Below are 14,882 nucleotides of genomic sequence, written 5' to 3'. Positions count from 1 at the left end.
CGAAAGCCGGTCGGTTCAGACCTCGATGACGACCGCGCCGCCCTGGCCGCCGCCGGCGCACATCGCCGCGACGCCGATGCCGCCGCCGCGGCGGGCCAGCTCGTAAGCCAACGTGGTGACCATGCGCGCACCCGAGGCCGCGATCGGGTGGCCGAGGCTGCAGCCGCTACCGGAGAAGTTCACCTTCTCTTCGTCGAGGCCGTATTCGCGGCACGCCGCGATCGGCACGGAAGCGAACGCCTCGTTGATCTCCCACAGGGCGACATCGCTGGGCGACAGGCCGGCCCGCTCCAACACCTTCCCGATGACCTTGACCGCACCCAGGCCGCAGTCCCGGGCCGGTACACCGGCGGCGGCCCAAGCCCGGACCGTGCCCATCACGTTGAGCTTCTCGGCCTGCGCGTAGTCGCCGTCGACCAGCGCGACCGCGGCCGCGGCATCGTTGGTGCCGCTGCTGTTGCCGGCCGTGATCGAGAAACCCTCGATCTCGGGGTGCAGCACCTTGAGGCCGGCCAGCTTCTCGATGGTGGTGTCGCGCCGGGGGTGCTCGTCGACGGCGAATTCGGTGACCGAGCCGTCGAACTGGGTGATCTTCAGCGGCAGGATCTCCTCGGCGAACTTTCCGGCGTCCTGGGCGGCAACGGCGCGCTGATGCGAGCGGGCCGCCCAGGCGTCCATCTCCTCGCGCGTGATGCCGACCGACTGCGCGGTGTTCCAGCCGACCGTGATGGACATGTCCTTAGCGGGCGCGTCGGGCGTCTCCACGTGCGTGGGTGGCATCCACCGCTCCTCGAACTTCAGCTCGGGACCGGGGATCCGCCAGTTGGTCAGCGGCGTCATCGACAGCGACTGCACGCCGCCGGCGATGAGCACGCGCTCCATCCCGGAGCCGATCTGCGCCGCGGCGTTGCCGATGGCGGTGAGGCTGCCCGCGCAGTGCCGGTTGACCGACTGTCCGGGAACGTGCTCGAGGCCCGTCGCGGTCGCCGCGTAACGAGCGAGATCACCACCGCCGTAATGGGATTCGGCGAAGATGATGTCGTCGATGTCCGCCGGATCGACGCCCGACCTGCGGACCACCTCGGGCAGCACGGCGGTGATCAGGGTCTCGGGCGGGGTGTTGACCAGCGTCCCCTTGAACGATCGGCCGATAGCGGTCCGGACGGCTCCGACGATGACGGGTGTTCCCATGTTCTCAACCTCGTTGTTGTGGGCGGCCAGCCGCCGCGAATCGTATTAAATACCGTATAGACAATAGTAATGGCCTACGTTCAGGGGGCCGGGCTCGTGTGACGGCGCTAACAATTAAGCGGTTCGGGTAAACACGGAGGCCAACCCGTTGAAGACCAAGGGTGCGCTGGTTGCAACATCCGCGGCGTCATCCGTTTCACCGACGCCGACCGCACGTCAGCGCTGACCGCTATGGGCACAATGGCTTCATGACAACCAGACCGGTCGCCGGCCGGGACACCACCCAGCAACTCGCCTATCGGGTCGCGGCGATGCTGCTCGGCATCGGCACCCTGCACTTCGTCGCTCCCAAACCCTTCGACTCCATCGTTCCGGTCGAGCTGCCGGGTAGCCCGCGGCTCTACACCTACGGGTCGGGCGTCGCCGAGTTGGCGATCGGGGCTCTGCTGGTGCCGCGGAGGACCAGGCGGTCCGCGGCGCTGGCCGCCGCGGCGCTGTTCGTCGGGGTCTTTCCCGGCAACCTCAACATGTGCCGGCTGTGGTGGGGCAAGCCGTGGCCCATGCGCCTGGTCGCCCTGGCCCGGTTGCCCATGCAGCTTCCAATGATCACCACCGCGCTCAAGATTCGGCGCAACAGCTGACGCACCGCTAGGTTCGGCGCAGCAGCGCACGCGAATCGATTGTGAGACGCTGCAGACCAACGACATTGGCCGGGTGGCCTTGGGTTTATCGGTCGCGCTGATGGGGGCCGCGACGGCGGTGCTGGCGCACGGCTTGGCCAGCTACGCCCCGTCGGCCGACGAAACACCCTCTCGCACAATAGAATCAGCCTGAGATCGGTCCAGGGGGAACCGACCCGGTGTGCGGTGCCGTCGAGATCGACGTAGGCGAATTCGCGCAGACCGTATGGTGTGTCCTGAGGCGCGATCAAGCGACCGCCGAGGTTTTCCAGCGCCGCCCACTGCGCGTAGAGGGCATCTGCGTCACTGACGTAGAAGTACACGCTGGCGGCGGTGCGCAAGGGGTCGTGCTCGGCCCACTCGGTGAGGTGGACCGACACCGACCCGCGGTCGACGAATCCGTACCGATCCGGACCCTCTTATGCGTGGACGTCGAAGTTGAGCCGGCGGTACCGGTCGAGTGCGGCGTCCAGCTCTCGGACGGGGACGATTGGTGATACCGAGGTGAAGTCGACCGCGGACACACAGGGAATATATCCTTTGACTCCGCCCTGCTGCCGTAGGCTCCATGCGCATGAGCAGCCAGCTGAGCGCAACAGTTGCCATTGCCGCCGCCGGAATACTGAGCGCTGGCTGCGGCGGCGACAATGCGGGCGGCGCCGCTTTGTCGTCGACCACCACCACGATCGCCTCGCCGAAGACTCCGCTGGCGCAGGCCGCACTGCCCGACCTGATGCTTTCGCCGACCGATATCGACACCGCGTTGGGTGTCACCGGGACGACGAGCGACCCACCGCTTACCAAGCTGGTGGAAGACCCGGTCAAACGCGAGGACTACACGTTTCCCGCCGAATGCAGATACAGCACTCACGTTGCGTTGGCGTCGGTCTACGCCGACAGCGGAAGCACCGCGGTGTATGGCTACCACGACCAGGCGCCGGCGCCCGCGGGGGCCGATCAGCTGGAAAGCCCTGACGTATACCAATTTGTGGTTCTGTTCCCGTCCCCCGACCAGGCGAGCGCGTTCTTTACGGCGTCGACCCAGCGCTGGCCCGCCTGCGCCAACCGCCAGGACACCGTTCCCGCCGCGGACGGTAAGCCGGAACTTCAGTGGAAGGTCGGCCAGGTGTTCAACGCCAACGGAATTCTGAGCGCTCCGGTGACCATCACCATCACCTCGAACGGCAACAGCGTGACCATGCCCTGCCAGCGGGCGCTGACCGCTCGCAGCAACGTCGTCATCGATGTCGACGCGTGCCGCAAGGACATCGGTGACCTCGGCGTGGGCATCGCCAATCAGATCGCGGGAAAAGTGGACAAACAATAGCCGCCCGCGGAATCCGAATCGCCCTCGGCTGTTTGCCTATTGGCGGTGGTAGCCCGCGGCGTAGACCGCATCGCCTGGCGCATGCCGCCGCTGGTCGTCGGCGCGTCGCTGCTGGTGGTCAAAGCCGTCCAGCTCAGCCGCTGAGCGCTTGTATGCGGCGGGCCACCTCGCCGTACCGCTCGAAGCGGTCCTGATCGGCAATCGCGTTGTACATGACCAACCGCGTTGCGGTCCCGGCGTATTTGTCGGTCAGCGCGTCGGCCAGCCCATCCCAGGTCGACTCGGTGGCGAAGACCGCGATGTGGTCGTCGCTGACCTGGGCCGCCATGCCGGCGAGGTCGCCGGCCTTCTGCTTTTCCCGGATCCGGGCGGTCGTGCCCTCGAAACCGGCCTCGTCCCAGATGAACGCGTAGTCGGGCGTGCTCCCGTAAAAGGCCATGCTGGCGCGCACGATTTCGCGCAGCTTGTCACGCTCTTCGTCGGTGTCGCCGGCGATCGTCATGACGGGCACGACGATCGCGATGTCCGACGGTGAACGACCCGCTTTCTGCGCGCCTTCAGCGACCGTCGGCAGGACGTGGCGGGCAAGGTAACCCGGTTCGCCGATCGGGTGGACGTGCACCCCGTCGGCCACTTCACCCGCCATCCGCAGCATCCACGGATTGACCGCTGCGATATCGACTTTGGGGTCGGGAGCGTCGATGGGGCCCGGGCTCCACTGCGGGGTGATGAAGTCGAGATCGTAGAAGTCGCCGTGGTGGTCGAGCGTCCCGGAACGAAACGCCGCGAAGCACGCCTTCACGGCGAGCAGGTAGTCGCGCAGCCGGGGCCCGGGCCGCTCGAACGCCGTCCCGTAACGCCGCACCACGTGAGTGCGCACCTGGGTACCCAACCCCAACCGAAACTTCCCCTTGGTGGCTTCCTGCAGTTCCCAGGCCGCGGCCGCGGTCACGAAGGGACTGCGCGGGAAGGCCACCGCGACGCCCGTCGACAATTCGAGGTCGGGCGCGGCCTGCGACGCCACCGCGGCGTTCAGGTATGCGGTGCGGCCCGTTTCGGTGAACAACAGACCGGAGAACCCGGCGGATTGGGTCCGCCGGGCCAGCTCACCGATTTGGCCGAGCGGCTGGGGAGTCGTCATCGCGTCGACATGCATGGTGGGAGCGTACGTCGGAGCGCCGCGTCCACTGCGTGGCAGCCCGCACCAGGGCGCCGCAGTGTACCGTGCGGAGGTGTACGCCAGCCGACACTCCGACGATCACCGTATGAACGACGTTGAGGCACCAGGCATACAGATGCGACTTTCCGGTAGGTCGAAAACCTTTTGACAAGAGTGTGTTTCGAGCCTCGATTGTCGATTAGCGTAAGCACGTCGCCGGGGTTCGGCGTCAATATCGGCGCGCTCGATTGGGATCTTGGAGGGCTGTGATCCAGCTATACGACGTGAGTGTGCGTTATCAGGCCACGGTCGCGTTTGGTCATTTTGGCGACAGTCACCATCGTGGATAGCCTCAGCGGCTGGTTACGAAGCCGATTCGCATGAATCCGACTCCCCCACAACCATTTCGGGTCGTCATCACCCACCGCGTCCACTCCGACGTGCTTGACCTATTGGGCCAATCGTGCGAGGTGGTGGCGAATCAGACACCGAACAGTCTCACCCGAGACGAATTGATCAGCAGATGCCGCAATGCCGACGCGCTGGTGGTGTTCATGCCCGATCACATCGACGAGGAGTTGCTTCGCCACAGTCCTCGGCTGCGGATTGTGGCCGGCGCCCTCAAGGGCTACGACAACATCGACGTCGACGCGTGCACGGCGCGCGGCGTCTGGGTGAGCTACGTCGAAGACCTGCTCACCGCCGCGACCGCCGACCTCGCTGTCGGCCTGCTGATCGCGCTGGACCGCCAGCTTCTCGCGGGCGACAGCATCGTCCGGTCGGGGCAACATCGCGGCTGGCGACCCGAACTTTATGGTGGCGGTCTGGCCGGCAGGCAGGTTGGGATCGTGGGCATGGGGGCGGTCGGCCATGCGGTCGTGCATCGACTGCGCGCATTCGACGCGCAACTGATGTATTCCGACCCCAAGCCGCTCCCATTCTCGGAGGAGCGAAAGCTCGGCGCCCGAGCAGTGCCACTGGAGAAGTTGCTGGCGGACAGCACCGCCGTGGTGGTTACGGCGCCGCTCACCGACCGCACCCGCCACCTCATCGGCCAGGCCGCACTGGCACAACTTCCGCGTGGATCACTGCTGGTCAACGTGGGCCGCGGGTCGGTAGTCGACGAACGTGCCGTCGCGCGTTCGTTGATGGCGGATCACCTGGGCGGCTATGCGGCCGACGTCTTCGCGTTCGAGGACTGGTCAGATCGAGGTCGGCCCCGCGACATTCCCGCCGAACTTCTCGCACATCGGCGCACCGTGTTCACCCCCCACCTGGGTTCCGCGGTCCGCGAGGTGCGCCGCCAGATCGAACTCGCGGCGGCGGGCAGCGTTCTCGATGTGCGTGACGGCAAGCCCCCCGCCATTGCGGCCAACGTCATCACCCGGTCGGGCACTGCGGACCACGGCCGCCGAGCCGACCGATCCGAGCACGTTGACGACAGCTTCTAATGCGGCTCTCAACGTTTCGTTGGCCGCCGGCTCACCGGGGCGGTGAAGCCCTCGGTGTCATCGAAGAACGCCCACCGACCGTCGTCGTTGACCTCCATGCGCCAGCCCAGCTCGGTGTTGCCGCCAACCGAGGTGACGAACCAGACGTATGCGGCCTCCGCATTGGCAAAACTTTTCGTCGCCACGACCCGGCCATGTGGGTCGATAACGCGAAACTCAGCCATGAGATCTAATTATCCCAACCAGGCGGTCTTCAATCCCAAAAATCGCCCATTCGGTGGACGCGCCGACCCGGCCGGCCCGGGCTACAGCGTGCGGGCCAGCCGATCGGCGAGTATCTCGGCAAACCTGGCCGGATCGTCGAGCGCGCCACCCTCGGCGAGAAGCGCTGTGCCGTAAAGCAATTCCGCGGTCTCCGCGACCGAGGGGTCGTCGCTGCGGTCCTGGTGCGCCTGGCGCAGGCCGGTGACGAGCGGGTGGTTGGGATTGAGTTCGAGGATCCGCTTGCCCACCGGAATGTTCTGCCCGGAGGCGCGGTAGATGCGCGCGAGCGCCGGTGTGATGCCGAAGGCGTCGGTAATGAGGCAGGCCGGCGAGTCCGTCAGCCGGTTGGACAGCCGAACTTCCTTGACGTGGTCGGTCAGGGTGTCCTTGAGCCAGGTGAGCAGGTCGGCGAACTCCTTTTGCTGCTCTTCACGCTCGGCCTCGCTCTGATCGCCGTCGGAGCTGAGGTCCACCTCGCCCTTGGCGATCGACTGCAGCGGCTTGCCGTCGAATTCGGTGACGGTTCCCACCCAGACCTCGTCGACCGGGTCGGTGAGCAGGAGCACCTCGTAGCCCTTGGCCTTGAACGCCTCGAGGTGCGGCGACTTCAGGATCTGCTGGCGCGACTCCCCCGTGGCGTAGAAGATCTGCGTCTGGCCGTCCTTCATGCGCTCCACGTACTCGGCGAGCGTGGTGGCTTCCTCTTCGCTGTGCGTTGAGGCGAAGGAGGAGACCTGCAGCAGCGTCTCCTGGTTGTCGAAGTCCGACAGCAGGCCCTCCTTGACGACCCTGCCGAATTGGGTCCAGAAGGTGCGGTAGTCCTCGGGGCGCTCGGACTGCAGATCCTTGATCGTGGAGAGGACTTTCTTGGTCAGTCGACGCCGGATGGCCTTGATCTGCCGATCCTGTTGCAGGATTTCGCGGGACACGTTCAGCGACATGTCTTGCGCGTCAACGACACCCTTGACGAAGCGCAGGTATTCGGGCATGAGCTCGTCGCAGTCGCCCATGATGAACACCCGCTTGACGTACAGCTGAATTCCGGTGTGGGCGTCCCGGTTGAACAGGTCGAACGGGGCGTGCGAGGGGATGAACAGCAGCGCCTGGTACTCGAAGGTCCCTTCCGCCCGCATCGCGATGACCTCGAGCGGGTCGTCCCAGGCGTGCGCGACGTGCTTGTAGAACTCCTTGTACTCCTCTTCGGACACCTCTTCTTTGGGCCTGGCCCACAGGGCCTTCATCGAGTTGAGGGTCTCGGTCTCGATGGTGACGGTCTCCTCGCCGCCCTCCTCGCTCGCAGGTTCTCGTCGCTCGACCTGCATCCGGATGGGCCAGGCGATGAAGTCGGAGTATTTCTTGACCAGGCTCCTGATCTTGAACTCCGCGGTGTAGTCGTGCAGCCCGTCCTCGGCGTCCTCGGGCTTGAGGTGCAAGATGACCGACGTTCCCTGCGGAGCGTTGTCGACCGATTCGATGGTGTAGGTACCCTCGCCGCTCGATTCCCATTTGGTGGCCTCGCTCTCGCCGGCCTTGCGGGTGAGCAGTTCTACCTTGTCGGCGACCATGAAACTGGAATAGAAACCTATACCGAACTGGCCGATCAGTTCCTCTGACGCCGCGGCGTTCTTGGCCTCGCGCAGTTGCTTGCGCAGCTCGGCGGTGCCGGACTTGGCCAGCGTGCCGATCAGATCCACCACTTCGGCGCGGGTCATCCCGATGCCGTTGTCACGGACGGTCAGGATGCGCGCATCCTTGTCCACGTCGACCTCGATGTGCAGGTCGGAGGTGTCGACGTCGAGGTCCTTGTTCCGGAACGCTTCGAGCCGCAGCTTGTCCAGCGCGTCGGAGGCATTGGAAATCAACTCCCGCAGGAACGAGTCCTTGTTGGAGTAGACGGAATGGACCATCAGATCCAGCAGTTGCCGAGCCTCTGCCTGAAACTCCAACTGCTCGACGCGCGCGTTCATGACTTCTCCTACCGCTCCTTTCCAGAGGACAGTGACCTCTCAAATTTACCGAGCCGCCCGCCACCAGTGTTCGCAGGACCGTCCTCATATGCGACGGCCGCCTCTAGGCTGATTGCATGTCTGTTGCTCAACGCGAACGTGCCGCCCTCGTGGAGACCATGCGCGGCGTCGGGCCGGACGCGCCCACGCTGTGCGAGGGATGGAAGACGCGGGACCTCGCCGCACACCTGGTGATCCGTGAGTACCGCCCTGACGCCGCGCCGGGCATCCTGATTCCCTTCTTCGCCTCCCACACCGAGAAGGTGCAGAACCAGGTGGCCGAGCGCAACGAGTGGGATGAGCTGGTCGGCAAGGTCGCCGCCGGCCCGCCGCTCTACTCGCCGCTCAAACTGCTCGACCCGGTGGCCAATGTCGCCGAGATGTTCATCCACCACGAGGATGTGCGCCGCGCGCAGCCGGGCTGGCAGCCGCGCTCGCTGGAGCCGGCCCTGAGCAACATGCTGCGGCGCACCCTGCCGTTGATGGCCCGGCTCACCCTCGCCAAGGTGCCCGGCCGGGTGGCACTGCGCTCCTCGGACGGCAAGACGGTGCTCACCGCCGGTCGGGGGCCGGCAGTGACCGTGACCGGGGCGCCCGAGGAGCTTCTGCTGTTCAGCGTGGGGCGCCAGGCCAAGGTCGACTTCGACGGCGACGCCGCGGCGGTGCAAGCCGTCCGCGATGCGCCCAAGGGGCTGTAGGCGCCGGCGTCACCCGAAGGCCGCGCGCAACTCCTTCTTGATCACCTTGCCGAATTGATTGCGCGGCAGCGTCTCGACGACCACCAGGTGCTCGGGATGCTTGTACCGGCTGAGGCCGCGTGATTGGCAATGTCGCACAAGGGAATCCAATGACACACCGTCGGCTGTCGCGGGCACCACGACGGCACAGACGCGTTCGCCGGTACGGGGGTCGGGGATACCGATCACGGCGACATCGGCGACGGCGGGATGGTTGGCGAGCGCATTCTCGATTTCGAGCGCCGAGATGTTCTCCGCGTTTCTGATGATCGCGTCCTTGGTGCGGCCCGTGACGCGGACGTTGCCGTCCGCATCGATCAGGCCGAGATCGCCTGTGCGCAACCAGCCCTCGCTGTCGAATGCATCGGCGTCAAGTGCCGGGTCGGCGTAGCCGAGGAAGCACTGCGGTCCCTTGAGCCGCAGCTCGCCTTCTCCTCCGGCGGCCAATTCGACGCCGCGGCTATCGACCGCGCGGACTTCGACCCCGGGCACCGGCGGCCCGACGGTGTGGTCGAGCACCTCGGGCGCCGCGGTCAACGAGGGTGAGGTCGCGCAGGGAAACTCCGTCATTCCCCAGGCATTGGCGATGCCGGCCAGGCCGAAGGTGTCGCGGACCTGGCGACTCAGTTCGGCGGTGACGGGCGCTCCCCCGGCCAGGCAGCCCCGCACGCAGGGATACAGCGGCCGATCGCCTTGGGCCCGTTGGGCTTCGAGGAATGCGACGAAGAATGGGGTCGCAGTACCCAGGAATGTCGGATGGTGCGCGGCGATGGCCCACGGCGTGGTGGCCGGGTCGAACGTCTCGAACAGGGCCAACCGCATGCCGGTCAGCAATGCGGTGGCCAGCATCGCCGCCCCGCCGATATGTGCGATCGGGAAGGCGATCGGATCCACGTCGCTACTGTTGACGCCCACCATGCCCACCACTCCCGCCGAGCCGGCGATGACCGACCTGTCGGTATGACGGATCCCCTTGGGGGCCGCGGTGGTTCCCGACGAGTAGTAGATCCAGCGAGCGTCGTCGGCGGATCTCGGCGGCGGCGGGAGCGCTCCGGTGTCGGCGCCGGGCAGCCGCAGGCCGCCGGCGGGCGGGGGTGTGGCCAGGTCGAGTGTGACGACCTCGAAGCCACTGTCCCGCGACAATGCCCGGGCCAGCTCACCGTATGCGAAGCCGCGCCAAAGCTGCGGGGCCACAAAGAACTCGGTGTCCAGCTGGCCGGTGATGAAGCCAACCTCGCTTTCCCGCAGTATCGGGATGATCGGGTTCTGTACCGCACCGAGTCGGGCGAGTGCGGCCATCACCACCATGGTTTCCAGCGTGGTGGGCAGCTGCCAGGAGACGACGGTTCCCGGGCGGACCCCATGTTCGGCCAGGGCGGCGGCGGTTGCGCACGCGGCGTCGTGCAGTTGACGCGCTGTCAGGCTGCGACCGTATTCATCGGCGAGAAGCGGTTGGGGTGATCCTCGCTGTGCCGCATCGGCGATCAAGGTCCAGAACGTCACCGTGCCAATCCTTTCGGCTCACCTGGACGACGGATCGGTGGAGGGCGGGCGGAATCCCGAATGCGCGATCGCGACTGATACCCCGGTGCCGATCGGGCCGTTGGCGTCCACCAGGACCGCCGAGCCGCTAGCCACCCCGTCGTGGCTGTGATGCGTCAGGGAGGCGAGCCCGATATGGGCGCCCTCGGGCAGTCGGCTGAGCGTCAGGGTGTAGTCGACGTTGATGAACTGCAGGGAGTTGGTCCCCCAGTTGGCAATCGACGCCGTGATGTCACCGGCCATCGCCACGCGCGTAAAGGCGGTGAGCGGTTCGTCGTCAATCAACGGCCGCGTCTCGTGGATCCACGTGTATTTCGGACCGTCGCCTTCGGGCCAATCCGGATCGGGGTTCTGTACGTCGGCGCCCCAGCCGTAGGTTCGCATGAACAACGTCGAGTAGGCCTCGCCCAGCGGGATCGGTGGCATCTGCACCGGTGGTGACCAGACCTGCCCGTCGGGCTGCGCGCCGCGCCGCAGAAACAGCGCGCTCGCCTGTGCCACCGGCGCGCCGTCCTGGGTGATCGCGGCCTCGATTAACCGCAATCGGCGTCGGTCGTGTTGTACCTTCGTGTGCACCTCGAGCGGCGCCAGGGCCGTCGGCCGGGGCAGATCGACGGTCAATCGCGCCGGCTGCAGTTCCGCATCCCGGGCCGCATCCTCGACCGCCCACGCCAAGAGTCCGCCGACGACATGTCCGCTCAGGGATGGGCCCCATCCGCCGCGCGCGATTGTAGTTGGGACGAAGTAGTTTTCATCGCGGACGAAGTATGGCACCGGTTCCGCCCAGGGAGCTTCTTCCGGCACGACTTTGGGATCGGCCACTGCATGACCCTTCGGGTGAGGGGATTGCGGGCTCAGCTGAGCACCGCAACTGTGGATGTTACAGTTGCGCTTCCGGTCGCCGGATATCCACCGCGCCGCGACACTCACCCGTCACCCGATTGCGGCGCTTACAAGATGACCGATCACGTAGGTGACGGCAAGCGCGAGACCGCCGCCTGTGGCGTTGCGCAGCACGGCTCGGCCCTTGCGGGCTCCGCCCAAGCCGGCCGACACCGCACCGGTGATCACCAGCGCGACGAGCACGGCAACGACGGTGACGGGGACGCGCCACGTGGTCGGGGGGACCAGGATCGCGATCAATGGCAAGAGCGCGCCGATCGCAAACGAGAGCGCCGACGACGACGCCGCCTGCCACGGGTTCGTCAGCTCGTCGGGGTTGATGCCCAGTTCGACTTCGGCGTGGGCGAGCAGCGGATTGTGGTCGGTTAGCTCCTCCGCCACGGTGCGAGCGGTCGCCGGCGTCAGGCCCTTCGCTTCATACAGTGCGGCGAGCTCGTCCAGCTCGGCGGCCGGGTCTTCGCGCAGTTCGCGACGCTCCTGGCGCAGCAACGCCTTCTCGGTGTCGCGCTGGGTGCTGACGGAGACGTATTCGCCCAGCGCCATCGACACCGCCCCGGCGACCAGTCCGGCGCTGCCTGCGGTCAGGATCGGCGCGCGGTCCGCGGTGGCGGCCGCGACTCCCACGACGATGCCGGCGGTGGAGACGATTCCATCATTGGCACCCAGAACGCCGGCACGCAGCCAATTCAATTTCGATGACACCGAACCGACGTGGGGTTCGTGCGCATGTGACGCACTCGACACGGCCGCAACCATATAGATGAAAATCCTTGCCGACTAGCCAATGTAGCCTTCCCAAACCGGCCCAGACGCCGACTTGGTCGGCGTCGATTGACGGGCAAAGAGCCTGGTGATCGGGCTTGGCAGGCGTTTGCGCCCGGCTGCGCTCGGGTGGGTGGCGGCGGTGAGCGCGACTTGGCGGCGACCGCGACCAAACGTTCTGCAAGGCCGCGTCACAGCCAGTCCATAGGAAAGCTATCTAGCGTCGGGGACGTAACGGGGGGTGTTCTAACGAACTTCCTTGCAAGAAATCCCTAATGGATAGGTGAAGCATCATGAAGTTGAAGCAACTTGTCGGAGGGGTGACCATCGCCAGCGCGCTCAGCGCCGCGACCCTGGGAATCGGTGCCGGGTTGGCCGATGCTGCGCCCGGGGCGCCACAGCCTCCGGGAAATCACGGCGGGGCGGCGCCCGGTGGCGGCCACGCTCCCACCGGTCCCAACGATCCGGGCGGCCCCGGGGGGCCGGGCGGCCCCGGCGGACCCGGTGGCCATCCCGGTGGTCCCGGTGGTCCCGGCGGACCGCCGCCTGGTGATCACACGGGCGGTCCCGGTGGTCCGGGCGGTCCCGGTGGTCACCCGGGCGGCCCCGGCGGTCCCGGTGGTCCGGGTGGTCCCGGCCCCGATCACCCCGGCGGCCCTGGTGGGCCCGGTGGCCCCGGTGACCACCCCGGCGGCCCTGGCGGACCGGGCGGCCCCGGCAATCACCCCGGTGCTCCCGGCGGATTCGGTGGACCCGATCCGCACCCTGGCGGCCCATGGCATGGAGACGCTCAGCGCGGCTACTTCCACGGGGCGCCGTGGGGCGACGGGCCTGGCCCCTGGGGACCCGGCGCGCCACCGCGGCCGGCTTGGGATCGACCGCTCCCTCCGCCCGGTGGGCACTGGGACTACGGCCCGATCAACTACTGGGGCTACCAGGAAACGCCCATCTGGGATCCCGGTTTCAACCAGTGGGGGTTCTGGCTCTTCGGGGTGTGGATCCCGCTGTGATCGATAGCTGATAAGACGCCCGCTTCGCCGATTGGCGGAGCGGGCGTCTTATCACGTTGGCGCCGAGCGGTTTTCACGCCCGGCGTGGTTACTGGCTTTTGATGCCGACAGTCAACAGGTCGGGCACCAGCGCCGTCCATACCGGTCGCGGGATCCGGTGCTGGTCGCTGATCGAGAACCCGGCGTTTTCGAACAACGTCCGCATCTCGGGTGCGGACGCGTTGTGTTGGGGCTTCCACCGGGAGTTCGCGGATGACTGCAACCGCGGTTGCCGCGTGCTCAGCGCCGAGACGGCAACCAGGCCGCCGGGCGCCAGCACGCGACGAAATTCACGCAATGCCGCCGGCTGATCGAAGAAGTGGAAGGCCGAGGTTGTCACCACGGCGTCGAGGGCGCCGTCGGCGAAGGGAAGTTGCTCGGCCGGCGCGCGCATCCATTGCACCCGCTCCGACCTGGCACGAGCCTGGCTGAGCATGCCGTCGGACATGTCCACGCCATAAATCTCGTCGGGCTGCAGTTCACGCTGGATACGATCGCTCAAAATGCCTGTGCCGCAAGCGATATCAGCGATCTTGCAGGCGCCATGGTTGCGCAGCTGGGCGATCACCTCGTCGTGCGGAGGCCGGTACACCCATTGCTGCAAGAACGGCAGATCGTAGACCGGCGCGAGGAAGCTCCATAGCCGCGTGACGGCGTCGTTGAGCCCTCGTCGCTGCGGTGCGGTCATTTACAAAGCTCCGAGCTGTAGTAGATGGTGTCGGCCACCGAGACGGAATCGTTGGTCTGCGGAATTGCATCCAGACCGGAGTCGGCCAGCAGCTGAGTCATCCGGACGCCCTCCGAACGCCATCCGAGATCGTCCAGGTAGACGGCGACGTCATTGCGCTCACCGTGGTAGCCGAGCTCGCCGAAATCCAGCTCGAAGCCGTGCTCGCGCCATTTCGCGGCGGCCTTTTGCATCATCTCCTGGGCTTTCTCGGTGTCCTCCTCCGATATGTCCGGAATAGCTTCGCACGCCAGCCGGCTGCCGTCAGCGCTGAGCGCGGTGATGTTGTCCAGCAGGCGGTCTTGCGCCTCCGGCGGCAGGTACCCGAGGAGTCCCTCCGCGATCCACGCGGTGGGTCGGCTCTTGTCAAAACCAGCGTCTACCAACGCCTTTGGCCAGTCGTTGCGCAGGTCGACGGCGACCGTACGCAACTGGGCCGTCGGGGCGGCACCTAGCGTGGCCAGTGTGGCAGCCTTGAATTCGATCACCTGCGGTTGGTCGATCTCGAACACGGTCATATCAGCCGGCCATGGCAACCGGTAGGCGCGGGCGTCGAGGCCGGAAGCCAAAATGACGGCTTGCCGAATCCCGGCCTGCGTCGCGTCGCGGAAGAAGGAGTCGAAGAATCGGGTGCGGGCGGCCATCGCGGCGGGCATGTGTTCGAGCTTCCAGCCGGATTCTTGGTCGTCGACGTCGGCGGCCACCAGGTCGCTGGAGATCCATCGCGTGAAGAAGTCGACTCCGACGGCACGAACCAGCGGCTCGGCGAAGCGGTCCTCGATCAACGGGTTGTCGGCATTGGTCGCGATCGCTCGCGCGGCCGCGACCATCGTGGCGGTCGCGCCAACACTGGTCGCCAAATCCCAGGTGTCGTTGTCTGTGCGTGGCATGCGGCTACTGTCCCCCTCGGAATCACAGGTTACTTAGCCGGTATAACGACCGAGGGTGGCAGGGAGTTCCCACGCCCGCCGCCCCCGGCGAATTCTTCCCGACCGAGCGTCGCGTCGCCGCAGGTAGCGGGATCTCTAGTGTGGTCCGGGGCGCCCCGGTCCGCCGGGTCCCCCAGGCCCGCCCGGGCCCCCCG

At 66.6% G+C, this 14,882-nt stretch carries 14 protein-coding genes and 1 pseudogene; 5 read left to right on the top strand and 10 right to left on the bottom strand.

The features are described from left to right. Nucleotides 1-15: 15 nt before the first annotated feature. Nucleotides 16-1,191, bottom strand: a complete 1,176-nt coding sequence (locus tag BST14_RS15315) for a thiolase family protein (RefSeq protein ID WP_083065198.1) — start codon at nt 1,189-1,191, stop codon at nt 16-18. A 248-nt stretch (nt 1,192-1,439) separates the two neighbouring features. Between BST14_RS15315 and BST14_RS15310 the strand changes: the two genes are divergently transcribed. Next, on the top strand, nt 1,440-1,832 hold the full coding sequence (locus BST14_RS15310) for a DoxX family protein (RefSeq protein ID WP_083065197.1): 393 nt from the start codon (nt 1,440-1,442) through the stop codon (nt 1,830-1,832). Between the two features lie 203 nt (nt 1,833-2,035). On the opposite strand, the pseudogene BST14_RS15305 reads toward BST14_RS15310, so the two are convergent. Then, nucleotides 2,036-2,395: pseudogene (locus BST14_RS15305) on the bottom strand (DUF8817 family protein); the annotation flags it as partial. 50 nt (nt 2,396-2,445) lie between these two features. Here BST14_RS15305 and BST14_RS15300 point away from each other — a divergent pair. Continuing rightward, nucleotides 2,446-3,198, top strand: coding sequence for a sensor domain-containing protein (locus tag BST14_RS15300; protein ID WP_083065225.1), 753 nt, complete (start codon nt 2,446-2,448; stop codon nt 3,196-3,198). Between the two features lie 133 nt (nt 3,199-3,331). Here BST14_RS15300 and BST14_RS15295 read toward each other — a convergent pair whose 3' ends face one another. Next, nucleotides 3,332-4,354, bottom strand: coding sequence for a TIGR03617 family F420-dependent LLM class oxidoreductase (locus BST14_RS15295; RefSeq protein WP_083065196.1), 1,023 nt, complete (start codon nt 4,352-4,354; stop codon nt 3,332-3,334). 383 nt (nt 4,355-4,737) lie between these two features. Here BST14_RS15295 and BST14_RS15290 point away from each other — a divergent pair, with 383 nt between their 5' ends. Continuing rightward, nucleotides 4,738-5,808: a phosphonate dehydrogenase gene (locus tag BST14_RS15290; RefSeq protein WP_083065195.1), complete on the top strand. Its 1,071-nt coding sequence runs from the start codon at nt 4,738-4,740 to the stop codon at nt 5,806-5,808. Nucleotides 5,809-5,816: 8 nt separating this feature from the next. Here the strand turns inward: BST14_RS15290 and BST14_RS15285 are convergent, their stop codons facing one another. Together BST14_RS15285 and htpG are read right to left on the bottom strand one after the other, a co-directional pair. Next, a complete protein-coding gene (locus BST14_RS15285; RefSeq protein ID WP_083065194.1) occupies nt 5,817-6,032 on the bottom strand; it encodes a hypothetical protein in 216 nt (71 codons plus the stop codon). Between the two features lie 81 nt (nt 6,033-6,113). Beyond that, nucleotides 6,114-8,039, bottom strand: coding sequence for a molecular chaperone HtpG (gene htpG / locus BST14_RS15280; RefSeq protein ID WP_083065193.1), 1,926 nt, complete (start codon nt 8,037-8,039; stop codon nt 6,114-6,116). Nucleotides 8,040-8,155: 116 nt separating this feature from the next. Between htpG and BST14_RS15275 the strand changes: the two genes are divergently transcribed. Continuing rightward, nucleotides 8,156-8,776 (top strand): TIGR03085 family metal-binding protein, encoded by a 621-nt coding sequence (locus BST14_RS15275; protein ID WP_083065192.1) that lies wholly within the window; start codon nt 8,156-8,158, stop codon nt 8,774-8,776. 9 nt (nt 8,777-8,785) lie between these two features. Here BST14_RS15275 and BST14_RS15270 read toward each other — a convergent pair whose 3' ends face one another. The 3 genes from BST14_RS15270 to BST14_RS15260 all read right to left on the bottom strand — a co-directional run bounded on the left by BST14_RS15270 (nt 8,786) and on the right by BST14_RS15260 (nt 12,004). After that, a complete protein-coding gene (locus tag BST14_RS15270; RefSeq protein WP_083065191.1) occupies nt 8,786-10,318 on the bottom strand; it encodes a class I adenylate-forming enzyme family protein in 1,533 nt (510 codons plus the stop codon). 18 nt (nt 10,319-10,336) lie between these two features. Continuing rightward, the gene (locus BST14_RS15265) at nt 10,337-11,179 is read right to left on the bottom strand and encodes a thioesterase family protein (protein WP_083065190.1); all 843 of its coding nucleotides are present in this window, start codon (nt 11,177-11,179) and stop codon (nt 10,337-10,339) included. 111 nt (nt 11,180-11,290) lie between these two features. Beyond that, nucleotides 11,291-12,004: a VIT1/CCC1 transporter family protein gene (locus BST14_RS15260; RefSeq protein ID WP_083065224.1), complete on the bottom strand. Its 714-nt coding sequence runs from the start codon at nt 12,002-12,004 to the stop codon at nt 11,291-11,293. Nucleotides 12,005-12,315: 311 nt separating this feature from the next. Here BST14_RS15260 and BST14_RS30375 point away from each other — a divergent pair, with 311 nt between their 5' ends. Continuing rightward, complete coding sequence (locus BST14_RS30375) at nt 12,316-13,032, top strand: chitin-binding protein (RefSeq protein ID WP_083065189.1); 717 nt, start codon at nt 12,316-12,318, stop codon at nt 13,030-13,032. A gap of 88 nt (nt 13,033-13,120) precedes the next feature. Here the strand turns inward: BST14_RS30375 and BST14_RS15250 are convergent, their stop codons facing one another. Both BST14_RS15250 and BST14_RS15245 read right to left on the bottom strand, forming a co-directional pair. Then, complete coding sequence (locus BST14_RS15250; protein ID WP_083065188.1) at nt 13,121-13,759, bottom strand: class I SAM-dependent methyltransferase; 639 nt, start codon at nt 13,757-13,759, stop codon at nt 13,121-13,123. Continuing rightward, nucleotides 13,756-14,688, bottom strand: coding sequence for an SAM-dependent methyltransferase (locus BST14_RS15245; RefSeq protein WP_083065187.1), 933 nt, complete (start codon nt 14,686-14,688; stop codon nt 13,756-13,758). Before BST14_RS15245 ends, BST14_RS15250 begins: the two co-directional genes overlap by 4 nt. Between the last annotated feature and the right edge of the window lie 194 nt (nt 14,689-14,882).

The sequence above is a fragment of the Mycobacterium arosiense ATCC BAA-1401 = DSM 45069 genome, assembly GCF_002086125.1.
Lineage (GTDB): Bacteria > Actinomycetota > Actinomycetes > Mycobacteriales > Mycobacteriaceae > Mycobacterium > Mycobacterium arosiense.
This window is presented reverse-complemented; position numbering and strand designations above follow the sequence as displayed.